Genomic DNA, 17997 nt, shown 5'->3' with positions numbered 1-17997 from the left:
CTCCTCGCTATGGACAGGCATCGTAGCGCGGCGTACCTTTCTTAAAAAACGAATATTAGAGAACTCAACCATCTGAAAATGAAAACGGACGTTTACCGATGGAATTGACGGATCTCGTGACCTTCTCGGCCGTGGCGCGCAACGGCGGCATCACCCGAGCCGCGGAAGAGCTCAACACCGTGCAGTCCAATGTTACCCAGCGCGTGAAAACGCTTGAGGCCGAAATTGGCACCGCACTGTTTGAACGGCACAGCCGTGGCATGACCCTGACCGGCGCTGGTCGCCGGCTGCTTCCCTATGCCCAGCGGATGGCCGCGTTGTCGCGCGAAGCGATGCTCGCCGCACGCGATGATGGCGAGCCGAAAGGTCCGCTCTCGATCGGCTCGATGGAGACAACCGCGGCGGTGCGGCTACCCGGGCTTCTTGCCGATTTTCACCACCGGTTCCCGGCAGTACGACTGACGCTCACGACCGCAACGACCGCAGCTCTCGTCGCCGCCGTGTTGACCGGCACGCTAGACGGCGCCTTCGTTGCCGCTCCGATCGAGCATTCCGATCTCGTCTCGACCGTCGCTTTCCATGAGGAACTGGTGCTCGTTACGCCGCGCCGGTTCACCAGCCTCGCCGCTTTGCGTGCCGGCACGCCTGAATCCGGTCCGACGGCGTTGGTGTTTCGAACCGGCTGCACCTATCGCCAGCGGCTCGAGCAGCTATTTACCGATTTCGGTTGGCCGTCAGCCGTTCGCTTCGAACTTGGCACGCTTGACGGCATGATCGGCTGTGTCGCCGCCGGCATGGGGGTCTCGGTATTACCCCGCGCCGTAGTCGAACGCAGCGAGCAGCGCGAAAACGTCAGCATACATACCCTCGACACAGTATGGTCACGGGTCAGCACGCTGTTCATCCAGCGCCGGAGCGCCCATCAATACAGTGCGCTGAGCGGCTTTACGTCCTGCCTTAACGACTCCGAACGCGTGATTGCGGCGTAAAACAGGATGCCCGCCCTCATCCTGCCATTGATCGAAGCAGCCCAGCATTGGCCCGCGCGAGGCGCGCTGATCGGCCTTGATCTCGGCACCAAGACCATTGGCGTTGCCGTATCCGATCCCGATCGCCGGCTGGCAACGGGGGTAACCACCGTCCAGCGCAAGGCGTTCAAGGCCGACGCGGCAGGTCTGCTCAAGATCGCTACCGAACGGGCCGCGGTCGGCTTCGTGCTGGGCCTGCCGATCAACATGGACGGCAGTGAAGGGCCGCGCGCGCAATCGACGCGGGCCTTTGCGCGCAATTTCTCACAGCTGACTGCGCTTGCGATAGCGCTCTGGGACGAACGGTTGTCGACGGCGGCGGTCGAACGCGAGCTGATCGGCATGGACATGAGCCGTGCCCGCCGCGCCGAGGTGATCGACGAGCACGCGGCGATCTTCATCCTCCAGGGCGCGCTGGACCGGCTTTCAAAAAAGCTATGAACTCGTGAGCAGGAAGGTCTGCGCCACGGCGGCGAAGTTGTTGAGGCCGTGCAAAATGATCGTCAGCCAGGTCGAGTTGCTGCGGTAGCGTATGTAGCCGAGCAGGACGCCGATCGAGAACACTTCGCCAAGGAAGTACCAGTTGTATTGCAGGTGCAGCCCGGTCCAGACCAGCGACGACAGGATAATCGCGCCGGGCACCCGCAGAAACGATTCCGACCAGCCGCGGTAGAGAAAGCCGCGGGCAAAGAATTCTTCCGTGATCGGCGCGGCGACGCAGAAGGCGATCACCAGAAGCCATAGTGCGTTATCGGCGCGCGCGGTTTTCAACACGTCGCCCATGAAGCCGGGTTCGACCTCGCGCCCCGTGGCCCGCGACAGCGCATCCCATCCCATGACCAGCACGAACAGCGCGACCGTGCCGATTCCAAGATTTGCCCATGAGAAAGAACGCAAGCCGAGGTAATCGGCAAAGCCGGCGCGCTTGATCCGGATCGCGACCCACAGCGCCGCGGCGACAGCCGGCAATCCCGTGATGACCGAAAGCGAGATCGTCAGGCCGTTGCTGACGACAGCCGTAACGGCATCGCCAAAAGTGTCCCAGTTGATCGGCGCATCCTGACGCAGCAAAAACCAGCCGACGACGGCCAGCTGGCCGACGAACATGCCTATGAAAACAACGAGGCCCCAGAACGCCGTGCCCCAGAACTTCCAGACGCGCGGGCTGGACGTCACGGGTGCGTCGGCGACAACAAGTGATTCCGGATTGAGCGAATCCATCAACTGACTTTCATGCAGGCAAGTTTCATGCAGGCAAGGCGCGGTCGAGCAACCGGCCGATGTCGTCGGGCGCAAGCTCCACAGCGCCGTACATGCCGCCGTGATTCCCGGCAAGGCGGGTATTCGCGAATAGTTCGGCATGGCGTGGCGATATGGCGTTCAGCGCCGCTGTCGCAGCCAAAAGCGCCAGTTTTTCGACAGCCAGCCGCGCGATGCCCTCCGCATCGCCCCGGCGGAACGCCTGACCGATCTGATTGACCGCCTCGCCCGCGCCGGGCAGGCCCTTGGTTTCCTGCGCCAAGCTTTTCAGGATTTCGGCGGCGGCTTCCGCCTCGCGCGACAATGCCCGCAGCACATCGAGGCACATCACATTGCCGGAGCCTTCCCAGATCGCATTGACGGGCGACTCGCGATAGTGCCGGGCCAAAATGCCCTCCTCGACATAGCCGTTGCCGCCGAGGCACTCCATCGCCTCGTAGAGGAATCCGGGCGCGCTCTTGCAGGTCCAGTATTTGATCGCGGGCGTCAGGAGTCGCATGTAAGCCGCTTCATCGGCACTGACCGGCGCATGGTCGAAGGCGCGGCAGAGCCGCATCACGAGCGCGATCGAGGCCTCGACATGCAGCGCCATGTCCGACAGCACCGCACGCATCAACGGCTGATCGGAGAGATGCTTCTGGAACACGCTGCGGTAGCGGGTGTGATGCAGCGCATGGGCAAGCCCCGAGCGCATCAGGCCGACGGAGGCAATCGCGCAATCCTGCCGCGTCAGCTGCACCATCTGGATGATGGTGCGGATGCCCTTGCCTTCCTCACCGACAAGCTCGCCATAGGCGCCGACAAACTCGACTTCGGAGGAGGCATTCGAGCGATTGCCGAGCTTGTCCTTTAGCCGCTGGAACTGGATGGCGTTGACCGATCCGTCGGTGCGAAACCGCGGCATGAAGAAACAGCTCAGGCCCTGGTCGGCCTGCGCCAGCACCAGAAAGGCGTCGCACATCGGCGCCGACATGAACCATTTGTGCCCGGTGATACGGTAAGCGCCGCCATCCCGTTCGGCACGCGTCATGTTGCTGCGGACGTCGGTGCCGCCCTGCTTCTCGGTCATGCCCATGCCGAGCGTCATGCCGCGCTTGGACGACCACGGCGCAAACGCCGGGTCGTAAGCGCGCGTGCCGATGACCGGCATGGTCTTCTTGAGAATATCCGGCTGCACGGCAAGCGCGGCCACGGACGCACGCGTCATCGTGATCGGACACAGGTGCCCGGTCTCGACGCCGGCGGCCATATAGAACTTCGCCGCGCGCAACACCTCGGCCGGCGCGCCTGCCGGGCGGCCGTCCGCGCCCCAGGTCGAATTGTGCAATCCGGCGTGCGCGCTGTGGGCCATCAATTCGTGATAGGCGGGATGAAACTCGACCTGGTCGCGCCGATTGCCACGGGAGTCGAAAGTGCGGAGCTTTGGCGTGTTCTCGTTGGCCAGCCGCCCGCGTTCGGCCATGGCGGCCGAACCCCAGTGACGGCCGAATTGGGCGAGTTCCTTCGCAGCCGCCGCGCCGCCATTGGCGGCGACGGCCTCACGCAGCGCCGTATCCAGCGCGAACAGATCCACGTCGACGAAAGGCGGCGACTGGTTGAGCACTTCATGGGTCGCGAATGAAGCTTTGGCCATTGGACATCCCCGTGCCTGTTAATCATACGCGGGACGGCACCCTCGCCGCAGCGAAAAATGCGCCGCTCCAGCGGCATGGTGGACAAAACCTTGCAGGAAATCGTGGCGGCGGACAGGACTGACCGGGGGATAACTTTTAAGTTCCCTCTTCGCCCTTGCCCCCCGCTTCCGGCGCGCCTATAGCTCTCGCTTTAATGACATCTATATCGAAATCGACCTTCGTCCTCGGTCACCGGCATTTGCTGGGCATAGAGGGCCTTTCCGCCGCCGACATCACGGGTCTCCTCGATCTGTCCGAGGAATATGTCGAACTGAACCGTCAGGTCGACAAGAAGCGCACCTCGCTGCGCGGCCGCACCCAGGTCAACCTGTTCTTCGAAGCCTCGACGCGCACGCAGTCCTCGTTCGAACTCGCGGGCAAACGGCTGGGCGCCGACGTCATGAACATGTCGGTATCCTCGTCCTCGATCCGCAAGGGCGAGACGCTGATGGATACCGCCGTGACGCTGAACGCGATGCATCCGGATATTCTGGTGGTCCGGCATCACGCCTCGGGCGCGGTGGAACTCCTGGCGCGAAAAGTCGACGGTTCCGTCATCAATGCCGGCGACGGCGCGCACGAGCATCCGACGCAGGCGTTGCTCGACGCGCTCACCATCCGCCGCAACAAGGGCCGGCTCGAAGGGCTGACGGTTGCGATCTGCGGGGACGTCATGCATTCGCGGGTCGCGCGCTCCAACATCATCCTGCTCAACACCATGGGCGCGCGCGTCCGCGTCGTGGCGCCATCCACGCTCTTGCCACATGGCATCGAGCGGATGGGCGTCGAGGTCGCGCGCGACATGCGCGAGGGGCTTCAGGGCGCGGACATTGTCATGATGTTGCGGCTGCAACGCGAGCGCATGAACGGCTCGTTCGTACCATCAACCGGCGAGTATTTCCATTACTTCGGGCTCGATCAGAAGAAGCTTGCTTACGCCAAGCCCGATGCGCTCGTGATGCATCCGGGCCCGATGAACCGTGGCGTGGAAATCGACTCGATCGTCGCCGACGGCGCGCAATCGCTGATCCGCGAACAGGTGGAAATGGGAGTGGCAGTTCGCATGGCGGTGCTGGAAGCGCTCGCCCGCAACCTGCCGAACGCGTGATAAGAACATGCTGAAAGATCGCCGCCCCATCCTGCTTGCGAATGCCCGCGTGATCGATCCCTCGCGCGATTTTGACGGACCGGGCGACGTCCTGATCGCCGACGGCGTCGTCCGCGATTTGAAACGCGGCATCAGTGCGGCCGGCGTGCCCGAAGGCACCGACGTGATCAATTGCGCCGGCAAGGTCGTCGCCCCCGGCCTGATCGACATGCGTGCCTTTGTCGGCGAACCCGGCGCCAGCCACCGCGAGACCTTTGCGTCCGCGAGCCAGGCGGCCGCGACCGGCGGCATCACCACCATCGTCTGCCAGCCTTCGACCTCGCCGGTCATCGACAATTCCGCGACCGTCGACTTCATCCTGCGTCGCGCCCGCGACACCGCGATCGTCAACATCCATCCGATGGCAGCGCTGACCAAAGGTCTCGCCGGCGAGGAGATGACCGAGATCGGCCTGTTGAAGGCCGCCGGCGCCGTCGCCTTCACCGACGGTGACAGGAGCATCACCAACTCGCAAGTGATGCGGCGCGCACTCACTTACGCACGCGATTTCGACGCGCTGATCGTCCATCACACCGAAGACCCGCACCTCGTCGGCGAGGGCGTCATGAACGAGGGCGAATTCGCCACGCGCCTCGGGCTGATGGGCATTCCGAATGCCGCCGAAGCGGTGATGCTGGAACGCGACATGCGCCTCGTCGCGCTGACGGGCGGTCGCTATCATGCAGCCTCGGTAAGCTGTACAGAGTCGCTCGATATCCTCAAGCGCGCGCGTGACGCAGGCCTCGACGTTTCAGCCTCCGTCTCGATCAATCACGTGACGCTGAACGAGAATGACATCGGCCCCTACCGCACCTTCCTGAAGCTGTCGCCGCCGCTGCGCACCGAAGACGACCGCCGCGCGCTGGTTGAGGCCGTTGCATCCGGCCTGATCGATGTGATCATGTCCGACCACAATCCGCAGGACGTCGAGGTCAAGCGGCTACCCTTCGCGGAAGCAGCTCCCGGCGCGATTGGCCTTGAGACCATGCTGCCGGCCGGCTTAAGGCTGATCCATCAGGGCGAGATGGATTTCAAGACCATGATCCGCGCCATGTCGACACGGCCTGCGGAATTGCTCGGTCTGCCCGGCGGAACGTTGCGGCCGGGCTCACCGGCCGACGTGATCGTGATCGACACCGACATTCCCTGGGTACTCGATCCCGACGACCTCAAATCGCAATGCAAGAACACGCCCTTCGACGAGGCCCGCTTCTCCGGCCGCGTGATGCGCACCATCGTCGGTGGGCGGACCGTGTACGAACATGTCTAACGTGGCGACCAGCCGACGTCAGACGATGAGGAGGCTGTGATGTCCGTGGCTGCATGGCTGTTGCTCGCGTTCGTTCTCGGCTATCTGCTCGGCTCGATTCCGTTCGGCCTGATCCTGACGCGCCTCGCCGGCACGCAAGATCTGCGTTCGATCGGCTCCGGCAATATTGGCGCCACCAATGTGCTGCGTACCGGGCGCAAGGGACTCGCAGCCGCGACACTCTTGCTCGATGCGCTCAAGGGCACGGTCGCCGTCATCGTCGCGGGCTATCTCGCCGGCGCGGAAGCCGCGATGCTCGCTGGCTTCGGCGCCTTTCTCGGCCATCTCTTTCCGGTGTGGCTGAAATTCAAGGGCGGCAAAGGCGTTGCGGTCTATATCGGCATCCTGATCGGCCTGCTCTGGCCGGCGGCGGTGCTGTTCTGCGCGATATGGCTGATAACGGCCGTGATCTCGCGCTACTCGTCGCTGTCGGCGCTGGTCGCGAGCAGCATCACGCCGATCTTCCTGTGGTGGTACGGTCACCCGGCGCTTGCGGCATTATTCGGGCTGCTGACGGTGCTGTTGTTCTACATGCACCGCGCCAATATCAGCCGGCTGATGGCCGGAACCGAAGGCAAGATCGGGCAGAAGTAATTACGACTTCAGCGCCCGCCCCATGAAGCGCGCCGCCGCGATCGCCTTGGCATCATGGCCGAAGTCCGCGATCGTCTGCACGCCGACCGGCAGATTGCCGTCCGCCACATAGGCCGGCACGTTGACGCAAGGCGTCCCCATCAGCGTCCAGAGCTGGTTGTAACGGGCATCGCCCGTCGAATCCAAACCCTTCGGCGCAATGCCCGGAGCGGACAACGCGAGCAGCACGTCGACGTCTTTCAAGATATCGCTCAGCGCCGCGCGCGCTTTCAGTGTCACGTTGCGCGCCGCGTCGTAATCGGCCGGCGTGAAATGACGGCTGTCGTCGAGCCGCTTGCGCAACAGCGGCGGCATGATGTCGTAATTCTCGCGATATTCCCACGCGAAGGCCTGATGCGCCTCGAACTGCTGCACGACAATGTGGATGCGCCAGGCTTCCTGAACGATCTCGGGCATTTTCAACTCGCGCACCGACGCGCCGGCTTTCGCGGCAGCGCGGGCCGCATGTTGCAAAGCTTCCGACCCTCCTGCCTCGGGAGGACCGGCAAAATCCTGTGTCACCACACCGATACGCGGCGATTTCAGTTCCGGCGCGTTCAACTCGCTCCGACCGGTGATCGCCGCCAGCGCAATCGCGACGTCCTCGACGTCTGCCGCAAACAAACCAACCGTGTCGAGCGTCCACGAAAAGCACTTGACGCCGACCGGCGGCAGCAGCCGGTAGGACGGCTTGATCGCGGCGACGCCGCAGAACGACGCCGGCCGGATTACCGAACCGCCGGTTTGAGTGCCGACCGCGAGCGGGATCATGCCGGCGGCGACAGCTGCGGCTGAACCGGACGACGATCCGCCCGGCGTGTGGCCAAGGTTGCGCGGATTGAGCGTCGGCGTCGGATCGTTGGCGGCAAAGGCAGTGGTCGTGGTCTTGCCCACCACCGTGGCCCCGGCCTGCCTGAGCTGCATCACGATCGGGGCGTCTGCGCGCGGCTGGTTGCCTTTATAAATGGACGGTGCGCCCATCTCGGTCGGCATATCGGCCGTATCGATTATGTCCTTGATGCCGACGGCGATGCCGCGCAGCGGGCCGTCCTTCTGTGCTTTCGGATTTTTGGCGCGGGCGACAAAGGCCTTGATCTCAGCTTCACGCTTGTCGATGGCAGTAAGCGACTCCGCGAGCGCGGCATCCGGGGTGAGCGCTCCCTGTTCGATACGGCGCTTCTGGTCGGCGAGCGAGATCATGGATGTTTTCCCTTTTGTCATGCCCGGCGCGGTCGTAACGGGCGTCCTCGTCTTGATTGGCCCGTGTTCGTAGCAAGGCAGGGATGGCCCGGACAAGCCCGCGCCTGACGATGGCTGGGTTGCGGGGACGTGGCCCCTTCCCCACGCGCTCCGGTTGATCCATGCTGGACGACATGGACACGCGAGCGCCCGAGAAAACACAGATCACCGACGCTGAACGCATCGATCGGCTGCGGCTGATACGGGCCGACAATGTCGGACCGCGGACCTTTCGTTCGCTGGTTCGTCATTGCGGCAGTGCGCGGGCGGCGCTGGAGTGGCTGCCGGAGTTCGCGCGCCGCGGCGGCGCCTCAAAGCCGCAACGCATTCCGAGCGAGGCGGATGCACGCGCCGAGCTTGAGACAAGCGCCAAACTCGGCGTCCGGCTGATCGCGCCAGGCGAGGACGGCTATCCGCCGCGGCTCGCGGAACTCGACGATGCGCCGCCACTGCTCGGCGTACGCGGAGCGATCGAAAACTTGATGCGGCCGATGATCGCGATCGTCGGCTCGCGCAATGCTTCCGCTGCCGGCTTGAAGTTCGCGCAGGTGCTGGCGCGCGATCTTTCGGATGCCGGCTTTGTCGTCGCTTCAGGTCTCGCGCGTGGCATCGATCAGGCGGCGCATCGCGCCTCGATCGAGGGCGGCACGGTCGCTGTGCTCGCCGGCGGTCATGACAGGATCTATCCGCCCGAACATGTCGATCTGCTCAATACCCTGCTTGCGTCAGGCGCTGCGATTTCCGAAATGCCGCTCGGCTATGTCGCGCGCGCCCATGATTTCCCGCGGCGCAACCGGCTGGTGTCGGGCGCTTCGCTCGGCGTGGTCGTGGTCGAAGCCGCGATGCGATCGGGTTCGCTGATCACCGCAAGGCTGGCCAACGAACAGGGCCGCGAGGTCTTCGCGGTGCCGGGCTCGCCGCTCGATCCGCGCGCCGCCGGCACCAACGGCCTGATCAAGCAGGGCGCGACGCTGATCACCGAAGCCGCTGACGTCATTCAGGCCGTCGAGCCGATCATGGGCCGGCCGATTGAGTTGCGCGAAGACGACGCTGAACCGCTCGCGCCCGATCCCGATGAAGCCGCGCGCGAGCACATCGTCAACCTGCTCGGCCCGAGCCCGATCCTGCTCGACGATCTGATCCGGCTGTCGGGTGCTTCGGCCGCGGTGGTGCGAACCGTGCTGCTTGAGCTTGAGCTCGCCGGACGGCTGGAGCGGCACGGCGGCGGGCTGATCTCCCTGATCTAGCGCTATTCGGCCGCCTCCCGCCTGCCGTCAAAACGAGCGCGCGCCGTCTCGATTTCGATCTGATGGTTTTTCGCCCATTCGCCAAGCGCCATGACCGGTTGGCTTAAACCTCGTCCGAGATCGGTCAGTTCGTAATCGACGCGTGGTGGAATGGTCGGAAAAACCGTGCGCGTCACCAGCCCGTCGCGCTCCAGGCCGCGCAAGGTCAGCGTCAGCATCCGCTGCGAGATGCCGTCGATCAGGCGCTTGATCTCGTTGAAGCGCTTCGGTCCGTCGAACAGCATCATGATGACGAACACGCTCCATTTATCGCCGACCCGCGCCAGCACCGAAGCGACGCCGCGGCAGCCTTCGTGCTGGGCCGGTGAAGGAGGAAGAACAGGAACTCTGGTGTTCTCAGGTTTCAAGAATGTGCCCGGGTTTCAAAAAAGTGCGTTCTTGTGGGGTTCAAGGATAGTCACTCATATAGCGTGAGTTACAAACCAATACCAAGGTGCTCACCATGAAAAAACTGCTCCACATCGATTCCAGCGTCCTCGGCCCGCATTCCGTCAGCCGGCAAGTGTCGGCGGCCATCGTCGACCGGCTGCGCCAGACAAACCCCAGCCTCGACATTACCTACCGCGACCTCAGTGCTACCCCGCTTTCCCACCTTTCCGGAGCGCACCTCGCGGCCGCGCAGGGGGCAGCCAGCGCCGATGCGGGGCTCGCGCAGGACATGGCCGCGAGCCAGGCAGTGCTTGCGGAATTTCTGGCCGCCGACACGATCGTGCTGGGCGCGCCGATGTACAACTTCACCATTCCAAGCCAGCTCAAGGCCTGGATCGACCGCATCGTCGTTGCCGGCAAGACCTTCAAATACGACGCCCAAGGGCCGCAAGGGCTGGCTGGCCACAAGCGCGTCATCGTCGCGATCTCGCGCGGCGGCTTCTATGGCGCGGGCACGCCCGCAGCCGCGCTCGAACATCTGGAAACGTATCTTCGCGGAATCTTCGGATTCATCGGCGTCACCAATCTCGAATTCATCCTGGCCGAAGGCATTCAAGTCGGTCCCGAGCATCGCGAAAAGGCGCTCGCCGGCGCGCTCGAGGCCGTGACCAACCTCCGCGCAGCCTGACGATAATTAGAAAGAGCCCGCTGTCGTCGTGACAGCGGGCTCTTTCACTGCTCGATTGATTAGCCGCGGAACACCGGTGCGCCTGCCGGCGAACTGGTCGCGCCGCCATCGACGAAGATCTCCTGACCCTGCACATGGGCCGCGTCGTCTGACGCCAAAAACAGCACGGTCTTGGCAATGTGATCCGGTTCGGCGATCCGCCCCAACGGAGTCGTGCCGGCGATACGCTTTTCCAGCGCGGCGAAAGCGTCCGCGGTCGGTGCCGCGCCATTCCAGATCGGCGTGCGCGCGGCGCCCGGCGCCACGACGTTGATGCGGATACCGCGCGGCGACAACTCGGAGACCATCACCCGTGCCATCGCGGTCACGCCCGCCTTGGTGGCGGCGTAAGCCGAATAGCCGGGATTGCCGAGCACCGAGATCACCGAGCCGTTGAGGACGACGGACGCGTTGTCGTTCAGGTAGGGCAGCGCCGCCTGCACGGTGAAGAACACGGACGTCAGGTTGGTGCGGATCACCTGCTCGAAGGCTTCAAGCGTGGTCTTGCCGACCGGCGTGTTGCCGGGAATGCCGGCATTGGCAAAGACGATGTCGAGCTTGCCGAATTTCTCCGCCGCCTGCTTCACGGCGGCTTCGGTGGCCGCGACGTCATTGGCATCGGCTACGATCGCCAGCGCATTCGGCCCCAGTTCCTTGGCCGCGGCCGCAAGCGTCTCCTTGTTGCGGCCGGTGATGGTCACCTTCGCACCCTCGGCCACGAAGAGCCGGGCGGTCGCAAGCCCGATGCCGCTGTTGCCGCCGGTGATGAGTGCCGTCTTGTTTACGAGTCTGTTGGCCATGGAAGCCTCCTGGTTATGTGGTTGCATTATTAAACTTAGTTGCCTACGTAGGCTGTCTGGTTTAATCGTGCAACCACACAAGACCGTGATGGCGCTTATCCACCGGACCGGTCAGGAAGACGGAGACGAACCGTGAAACGGACCAGCTTTGAGGGCGACGCCTGCCCGATCGCACGCGCGCTCGACGTGATCGGCGACTGGTGGTCGCTCCTGATCATCCGCGACGCGCTGCTCGGCCGCCGCCGCTTCGGCGAGTTTCAGAAGAGTCTCGGGCTCGCCAAGAACATCCTCACCGCGCGGCTGCGCATGCTGGTGGACGAAAAGATACTCGCGACCGCGCCGGCATCCGACGGCAGCGCCTACCAGGAATATGTGCTGACCGATAAAGGCCGCGGGCTCTTCCCGGTCATCGTGGCGCTCCGGCAATGGACCGAGGCGTTCGACGCCCATCCCGAAGAGATCGGAACCCTGCTCGTGGATCGCGAGACGGGCCGTCCGGTCGAAAAGCTCGCTCTTTATTCCCGCGATGGTCGCCTGCTTGGCCCCGCCGACACGACCTTGAAGGCACGGCCACCGGGCAAGCCGAAGCGGCGAGCGACCGCCTGATCTCCCGCCTTAAAGCCGGCCGCAAATACAACCTTTGATACATATTTTACAACCTGTATGAGGTAGAAATTACCCTCATCTCGCTGCTTTCAACGGCTGTCGATTTGACAGGGGCGGCCTCACCACCCATGTTCGGTTCGAAACGGCTGGCGCGAGTCTCGCGGAACCGGCCTTTCTTTTTTCCCTAAGCTATTGGAATGGCATGAATATCGTCATTGTGGAGTCGCCGGCCAAGGCCAAGACGATCAACAAGTATCTGGGCGCTTCCTATGAAGTGCTGGCATCGTTCGGCCACGTTCGGGACCTCCCCGCCAAGAACGGATCGGTCGATCCCGACGCCAACTTCCAGATGATCTGGGAGGTCGATCCCAAGGCCGCGAGCCGGCTGAACGATATCGCCAAGGCGCTGAAGGGCGCCGACAAGCTCATTCTGGCGACCGACCCCGATCGCGAGGGTGAAGCGATCTCCTGGCACGTCCTGGAGGTCTTGAAGGAAAAGCGCGCGTTGAAGGATCATGCGATCGAGCGCGTGGTGTTCAACGCCATCACCAAGCAGGCGATCACCGACGCGATGAAGCATCCGCGCCAGATCGATGGCGCGTTGGTCGATGCCTATATGGCGCGCCGTGCGCTCGATTACCTCGTCGGCTTCACCCTCTCGCCCGTGCTGTGGCGCAAACTGCCCGGCGCGCGCTCGGCCGGCCGGGTGCAGTCCGTGGCGCTGCGGCTCGTCTGCGACCGCGAACTCGAGATCGAGAAATTCGTCGCCCGCGAATACTGGTCGCTGGTGGCCACCCTGACGACCCCGCGCGGCGATACCTTTGAGGCGCGGCTTGTCGGCGCCGACGGCAAGAAGATCCAGCGCCTGGATATCGGCACCGGCGCGGAAGCCGAGGATTTCAAGAAAGCACTGGACGCCGCCACCTTTGTAGTCACTTCCGTCGAGGCCAAACCGGGCCGGCGCAATCCGCAAGCCCCGTTCACGACATCGACACTGCAACAGGAAGCCAGCCGCAAGCTTGGCTTTGCGCCCGCGCACACCATGCGGATCGCGCAGCGCCTCTATGAAGGTATCGATATCGGCGGCGAGACCACCGGTCTCATTACCTATATGCGAACCGACGGCGTTCAGATCGACGGTTCGGCGATCACGCAAGCGCGCAAGGTGATCGGCGAGGATTACGGCAACGCCTATGTGCCGGAAGCCCCGCGCCAGTATCAGGCCAAGGCCAAGAACGCGCAGGAAGCCCACGAAGCGATCCGTCCGACCGATCTGTCGCGGCGGCCGAACGACATGCGCCGCCGGCTCGATCCGGAACAGGCCAAGCTGTACGAGCTGATCTGGACCCGCACCATCGCAAGCCAGATGGAATCCGCCGAACTCGAACGCACCACCGTCGATATCACCGCGAAAGCCGGTTCGCGCACGCTCGAGCTTCGCGCCTCCGGCCAGGTGATCAAGTTCGACGGTTTCCTCGCGCTCTATCAGGAAGGCCGCGACGACGATGCCGACGATGACGAGAGCCGCCGCCTGCCCGCGATGAGCGAAGGCGAGAACGTCAAGCGTCAGGACCTCGCCGTCACGCAACATTTCACCGAGCCGCCGCCGCGCTTCTCCGAAGCGTCGCTGGTCAAGCGCATGGAAGAACTCGGTATCGGTCGTCCCTCGACCTATGCCTCGATCCTCCAGGTGCTCAAGGACCGCGGCTATGTGCGGCTTGAGAAAAAGCGGCTGCACGGCGAGGACAAGGGCCGCGTCGTGGTCGCGTTCCTGGAAAACTTCTTCGCCCGCTATGTCGAATATGACTTCACGGCAGGACTGGAAGAACAGCTCGACCGGATCTCGAACAACGAGATTTCCTGGCAGGACGTGCTGAGGGATTTCTGGAGCGGCTTCATCGGCGCCGTCAACGACATCAAGGATCTGCGCGTCGCCGAAGTGCTCGATGCCCTCGACGAGATGCTGGGTCCGCATATCTATGCGCCCCGCGCCGATGGCGGAGATGTGAGGCAGTGCCCGACCTGCGGCACCGGACGGCTCAACCTGAAGGCCGGCAAGTTCGGCGCCTTCGTCGGCTGCACCAACTATCCGGAATGCCGCTATACCCGGCCGCTCGCCGCTGACAGCGAAGCCAGCGCCGACCGCGTGCTGGGTCAGGATCCCGAGACCGGCCGCGACGTGATCGTCAAAGCCGGACGCTTCGGTCCTTACATCCAGCTCGGCGAGGCGAAGGATTACGCGGAAGGCGAAAAGCCGAAGCGCGCCGGCATTCCGAAAAACATTTCGCCGGCCGATGTCGAGCTCGAGCTGGCGCTCAAATTGCTGTCGCTGCCGCGCGAAATCGGCCTGCATCCCGAAACCGGCCAGCCGATCACGGCGGGCCTCGGCCGTTTCGGGCCGTTCGTGAAGCACGACAAGACCTATGCCAGCCTCGAGGCCGGCGATGAGGTCTTCGACATCGGGTTGAACCGCGCCGTCACACTGATCGCCGAGAAAGTGGCGAAGGGTCCGAGCGGACGTCGTTTCGGCGCCGATCCCGGTAAGCCGCTTGGCGATCATCCTTCGCTTGGCGCTGTGGCTATGAAGAACGGCCGCTATGGCGCCTATGTCACCGCGGGCGGCATTAATGCGACGATCCCGAGCGACAAGGATAAGGATGCGGTCACGCTGGCCGAAGCGATCGCGCTGATCGACGAACGCGCAGCCAAGGGCGGCGGCGCCAAGCGCGGCGGCAAGAAGGCCGCGAAACCCAAAGTCGCTAAGAAAGAGGCCGCAAAGGCAGAGGCTGCCAAGCCGGCTGCGGATGCATCCACGGCGAAGCCTGCAAAGACGGCCGCAGCCAAGAAAGCGGCCGCCAAGCCGAAGCCGGAAGCGACCTCGAAAGCACGCGCGCCGGTGACGGCCAAAACTTCGGCCAAGAAGGCCGCAAAACCCGTCGCCAAGAAGAGCAAGGCTAGCGGATAGTGCGCCGCCCATTTGAAGTTCCTGCACCACAAGCGGCGGACTTCGCCCAGGAACTTCAAATGGACAAGCGGCACACTAGAACGATTTTGTTTGCTAGTGCCCATGACTTCCCGAAGTTCGTGAAAGGTGGGTGCAGAGGCGGTGCACGAACTTCGGAAAGTGGGCACTAGCGTGGCAAAACAGCGCGACAGCGGCTTTCCCTCGACGGACGCCATCGTCGCTTTCATTCGCGCCTATCCGGGCAAGATCGGAACCCGTGAGATCGCGCGCGAGTTCGGTCTCAAGAACGCCGACCGCGTCGCGCTGAAGCGATTGCTGCGCGAACTCGCAGACGAAGGCATCATCCAGAAGCGCGGCAAGGAAATCGCCGAGCCTGAAACCCTGCCCGCAACCGTGCTCGCCGATATCGCGCGCCGCGACAGCGACGGCGAGCTCATCGCCACTCCCGCCGAATGGGATGAGGTTGAACGCGGCGAGCCGCCGAAGATCCGCATCCACATGCCGCGACGGGTCCAGCCGGGCACCGCAGCCGGCGTCGGCGACCGCGTGCTGCTCCGCGCCGAAAAACTCGATGACCACGTCCGCGACGGTGTCGCTTATCGCGGCCGCATTCTGAAAGTGCTCGATCACGCCAAGACGCGCGTGCTCGGCATATTCCGCAAGAATGTCGACGGAAGCGGCCGCCTGATCCCGGTCGACAAAAAACAGGCCGGTCGCGAGCTGAACATCGCTAAGCCATGCACGCTCGGCGCCGAGGACGGCGATCTCGTCAGCGTCGATCTGGTTCGCTCGCGCGGCTTCGGCCTCGCCTCCGGCAAGGTCAAGGAGAAGCTGGGATCGATCGCATCCGAAAAGGCGATCAGCCTGATCGCGATTCATGCCCACGACATTCCGCAGGCCTTCTCAAGAGACGCGATGCGCGAGGCGGAGGAAGCCGAGCCCGCCACCTTGAAAGGCCGCGAGGACTGGCGTGACGTACCGCTCGTCACCATCGACCCGCCGGATGCCAAGGATCACGACGACGCGGTCCATGCCGAACTGGACTCCGATCCGAACAACAAGGGCGGCTACATCGTCCATGTCGCGATCGCGGACGTCGCCTTCTACGTCCGGCCGGGTTCGGCGCTCGACCGCGATGCGTTGTTGCGCGGCAACTCGGTTTATTTCCCCGATCGCGTCGTGCCGATGCTGCCCGAGCGCATCTCCAACAATTTGTGCTCGCTGGTGCCGGGCGAGCCGCGCGGCGCGCTCGCGGTGCGCATGGTGATCGGAGCCGATGGGCGCAAGCGATCGCATACGTTTCATCGCGTGCTGATGCGCTCGGCCGCCAAACTGAGTTACGCGCAGGCGCAGGCCGCGATCGACGGCCGCCCCGACGACGCCACGGGTCCTCTGCTCGACCCGATCCTGAGACCGCTCTATGCAGCCTACGCGACCGCAAAGCGGGCGCGCGACGAGCGCGACCCGCTCGATCTCGACCTTCCCGAGCGCAAGATTCTCCTCAAAGCCGACGGCACCGTCGACCGCGTCGTCGTGCCGGAACGGCTGGACGCGCACCGGCTGATCGAAGAATTCATGATTTTGGCCAACGTCGCCGCAGCTGAAATGCTGGAGAAGAAATCGCTGCCGCTGATCTACCGGGTGCACGACGAACCGACGCTCGAAAAAGTTCATGCGTTGCAGGAATTCCTGAAAACGCTCGATTTGCCTTTCGCCAAAGCCGGTGCCTTGCGGCCGGCCGTGTTCAATCGCGTGCTGGCTCAGGTCAAGGGCCACGACGCCGAGTCGCTGGTGAACGAGGTGGTGCTGCGCTCACAGGCGCAGGCCGAATATTCGTCGGAGAATTACGGCCACTTCGGCCTGAACCTGCGCCGCTACGCGCATTTCACTTCGCCAATCAGGCGATACGCCGATCTTATCGTGCATCGCGCGTTGATCCGCGCGCTCGGGCTTGGCGAAGGTGCGTTGCCGGACACTGAGACGGCAGAGAATTTGAGCGAAGTGGCCGCCGAGATCTCCGTCACGGAACGTCGTGCCATGAAGGCCGAGCGCGAGACGGCCGATCGCCTGATCGCGCATTTCCTCGCTGATCGCGTCGGTGCGACCTTTCAGGGCCGTATTTCCGGCGTGACGCGCTCAGGCCTGTTCGTGAAACTGACGGATACCGGCGCGGATGGATTGATTCCGATCCGCTCGCTGGGAGACGAGTATTTCAACTATGACGAGAAGCGCCACGCCTTGATCGGCTCGCGCAGCGGAGCCATGCACAGATTAGGTGACGTGGTCGACGTTCGTCTGGTAGAAGCAGCACCAATTGCCGGCGCGTTGCGGTTCGAATTGATCTCGGAAGGCAACGTTCCCGCCCGCGGCCACAGACGCGGGGCGCAACAGCGGCCGAAGACTTTCCCCGGCCGCAGCCCGCGCGACAAGCGCCGCAAACCGGACAAGGCGAATGCCGGCAAGAAAGCGAAGCGAGGCAAGTCATGGAAACGGTAAGCCCACCTCAGACCGCCTGGAGCCGGGAGACCGCGCTGCAGGAAAAGCGTGACGTCTGGCAATCCATCAAGCGCGGCTTTCGTGGCCGCTGCCCGCGTTGCGGCGAAGGCAAATTGTTTCGTGCTTTTTTGAAAGTCGACAACGCCTGCTCCGTGTGCGGACAGGATTTCACACCACACCGCGCCGACGACCTGCCGGCCTATCTCGTGATCGTCATCGTTGGCCACATCATCGTGCCGTTGGCGCTGTGGATTGAGACCGACTACGCGCCGCCGGTCGCACTTCAATTGGCGATCTATCTGCCGCTGACCGTTGTGGCCTCGCTTGCGTTGCTGCAACCCGTCAAGGGCGCCGTGGTGGGCGTGCAATGGGCGCTGCGCATGCACGGATTTGACGAAGCCCATCCCGAACCCTAGACCTCTCGTATAAGAAACGAGA

At 63.7% G+C, this 17997-nt stretch carries 16 protein-coding genes; 11 read left to right on the top strand and 5 right to left on the bottom strand.

Annotated elements, in window-relative coordinates; all coding sequences use genetic code 11:
* Window positions 1–98: 98 nt before the first annotated feature.
* On the top strand, window positions 99–989 hold the full coding sequence (locus BUA38_RS30755) for a LysR family transcriptional regulator (protein WP_072823943.1): 891 nt from the start codon (window positions 99–101) through the stop codon (window positions 987–989).
* Window positions 990–995: 6 nt separating this feature from the next.
* Window positions 996–1469, top strand: a complete 474-nt coding sequence (ruvX, locus tag BUA38_RS30750) for a Holliday junction resolvase RuvX (protein WP_072823941.1) — start codon at window positions 996–998, stop codon at window positions 1467–1469.
* Here the strand turns inward: ruvX and BUA38_RS30745 are convergent.
* Together BUA38_RS30745 and BUA38_RS30740 are read right to left on the bottom strand one after the other, a co-directional pair.
* Window positions 1464–2249: a CPBP family intramembrane glutamic endopeptidase gene (locus tag BUA38_RS30745; RefSeq protein WP_072823939.1), complete on the bottom strand. Its 786-nt coding sequence runs from the start codon at window positions 2247–2249 to the stop codon at window positions 1464–1466. The two genes, ruvX and BUA38_RS30745, sit on opposite strands and share 6 nt — an antisense overlap.
* A 25-nt stretch (window positions 2250–2274) precedes the next feature.
* Window positions 2275–3921 (bottom strand): acyl-CoA dehydrogenase family protein, encoded by a 1647-nt coding sequence (locus BUA38_RS30740; RefSeq protein WP_072823937.1) that lies wholly within the window; start codon window positions 3919–3921, stop codon window positions 2275–2277.
* A gap of 194 nt (window positions 3922–4115) precedes the next feature.
* Here BUA38_RS30740 and BUA38_RS30735 point away from each other — a divergent pair, with 194 nt between their 5' ends.
* Genes BUA38_RS30735 through plsY form a run of 3 tightly spaced genes read left to right on the top strand, consistent with a single transcriptional unit; the run spans window position 4116 to window position 7011 of the window.
* A complete protein-coding gene (locus tag BUA38_RS30735; protein ID WP_072823935.1) occupies window positions 4116–5069 on the top strand; it encodes an aspartate carbamoyltransferase catalytic subunit in 954 nt (317 codons plus the stop codon).
* 7 nt (window positions 5070–5076) lie between these two features.
* On the top strand, window positions 5077–6378 hold the full coding sequence (locus BUA38_RS30730) for a dihydroorotase (RefSeq protein ID WP_072823933.1): 1302 nt from the start codon (window positions 5077–5079) through the stop codon (window positions 6376–6378).
* 39 nt (window positions 6379–6417) lie between these two features.
* Window positions 6418–7011: a glycerol-3-phosphate 1-O-acyltransferase PlsY gene (gene plsY, locus BUA38_RS30725; protein WP_072823931.1), complete on the top strand. Its 594-nt coding sequence runs from the start codon at window positions 6418–6420 to the stop codon at window positions 7009–7011.
* Here the strand turns inward: plsY and BUA38_RS30720 are convergent, their stop codons facing one another.
* A complete protein-coding gene (locus BUA38_RS30720) occupies window positions 7012–8250 on the bottom strand; it encodes an amidase (RefSeq protein ID WP_072823929.1) in 1239 nt (412 codons plus the stop codon).
* Window positions 8251–8423: 173 nt separating this feature from the next.
* Here BUA38_RS30720 and dprA point away from each other — a divergent pair, with 173 nt between their 5' ends.
* Window positions 8424–9536: a DNA-processing protein DprA gene (gene dprA, locus BUA38_RS30715; protein WP_072826564.1), complete on the top strand. Its 1113-nt coding sequence runs from the start codon at window positions 8424–8426 to the stop codon at window positions 9534–9536.
* Between the two features lie 2 nt (window positions 9537–9538).
* Here dprA and BUA38_RS30710 read toward each other — a convergent pair whose 3' ends face one another.
* The gene (locus tag BUA38_RS30710; protein ID WP_072823927.1) at window positions 9539–9943 is read right to left on the bottom strand and encodes a winged helix-turn-helix transcriptional regulator; all 405 of its coding nucleotides are present in this window, start codon (window positions 9941–9943) and stop codon (window positions 9539–9541) included.
* Between the two features lie 95 nt (window positions 9944–10038).
* Here BUA38_RS30710 and BUA38_RS30705 point away from each other — a divergent pair, with 95 nt between their 5' ends.
* Window positions 10039–10653, top strand: a complete 615-nt coding sequence (locus BUA38_RS30705) for an FMN-dependent NADH-azoreductase (RefSeq protein WP_072823925.1) — start codon at window positions 10039–10041, stop codon at window positions 10651–10653.
* A 59-nt stretch (window positions 10654–10712) separates the two neighbouring features.
* Here BUA38_RS30705 and BUA38_RS30700 read toward each other — a convergent pair whose 3' ends face one another.
* Window positions 10713–11492, bottom strand: a complete 780-nt coding sequence (locus BUA38_RS30700; protein WP_072823923.1) for an SDR family oxidoreductase — start codon at window positions 11490–11492, stop codon at window positions 10713–10715.
* A 132-nt stretch (window positions 11493–11624) separates the two neighbouring features.
* On the opposite strand from BUA38_RS30700, the gene BUA38_RS30695 reads away from it, so the two are divergent.
* From BUA38_RS30695 to BUA38_RS30680, 4 genes are all read left to right on the top strand, one after another.
* A complete protein-coding gene (locus BUA38_RS30695; RefSeq protein WP_072823921.1) occupies window positions 11625–12098 on the top strand; it encodes a winged helix-turn-helix transcriptional regulator in 474 nt (157 codons plus the stop codon).
* A gap of 202 nt (window positions 12099–12300) precedes the next feature.
* Window positions 12301–15063 carry a type I DNA topoisomerase gene (topA, locus tag BUA38_RS30690; protein WP_072823919.1) on the top strand — a complete coding sequence of 921 codons (2763 nt, stop codon included), beginning with the start codon at window positions 12301–12303 and terminating at the stop codon, window positions 15061–15063.
* Between the two features lie 171 nt (window positions 15064–15234).
* On the top strand, window positions 15235–17559 hold the full coding sequence (gene rnr / locus BUA38_RS30685; RefSeq protein ID WP_072823917.1) for a ribonuclease R: 2325 nt from the start codon (window positions 15235–15237) through the stop codon (window positions 17557–17559).
* Window positions 17547–17975: a DUF983 domain-containing protein gene (locus BUA38_RS30680; RefSeq protein ID WP_072823915.1), complete on the top strand. Its 429-nt coding sequence runs from the start codon at window positions 17547–17549 to the stop codon at window positions 17973–17975. The genes rnr and BUA38_RS30680 overlap by 13 nt, the downstream gene beginning before the upstream one ends.
* Window positions 17976–17997 lie beyond the last annotated feature (22 nt).

Origin of the sequence: Bradyrhizobium erythrophlei (genome assembly GCF_900142985.1) — a bacterium.
Classification (GTDB): Bacteria; Pseudomonadota; Alphaproteobacteria; order Rhizobiales; family Xanthobacteraceae; genus Bradyrhizobium; species Bradyrhizobium erythrophlei_B.
This window is presented reverse-complemented; position numbering and strand designations above follow the sequence as displayed.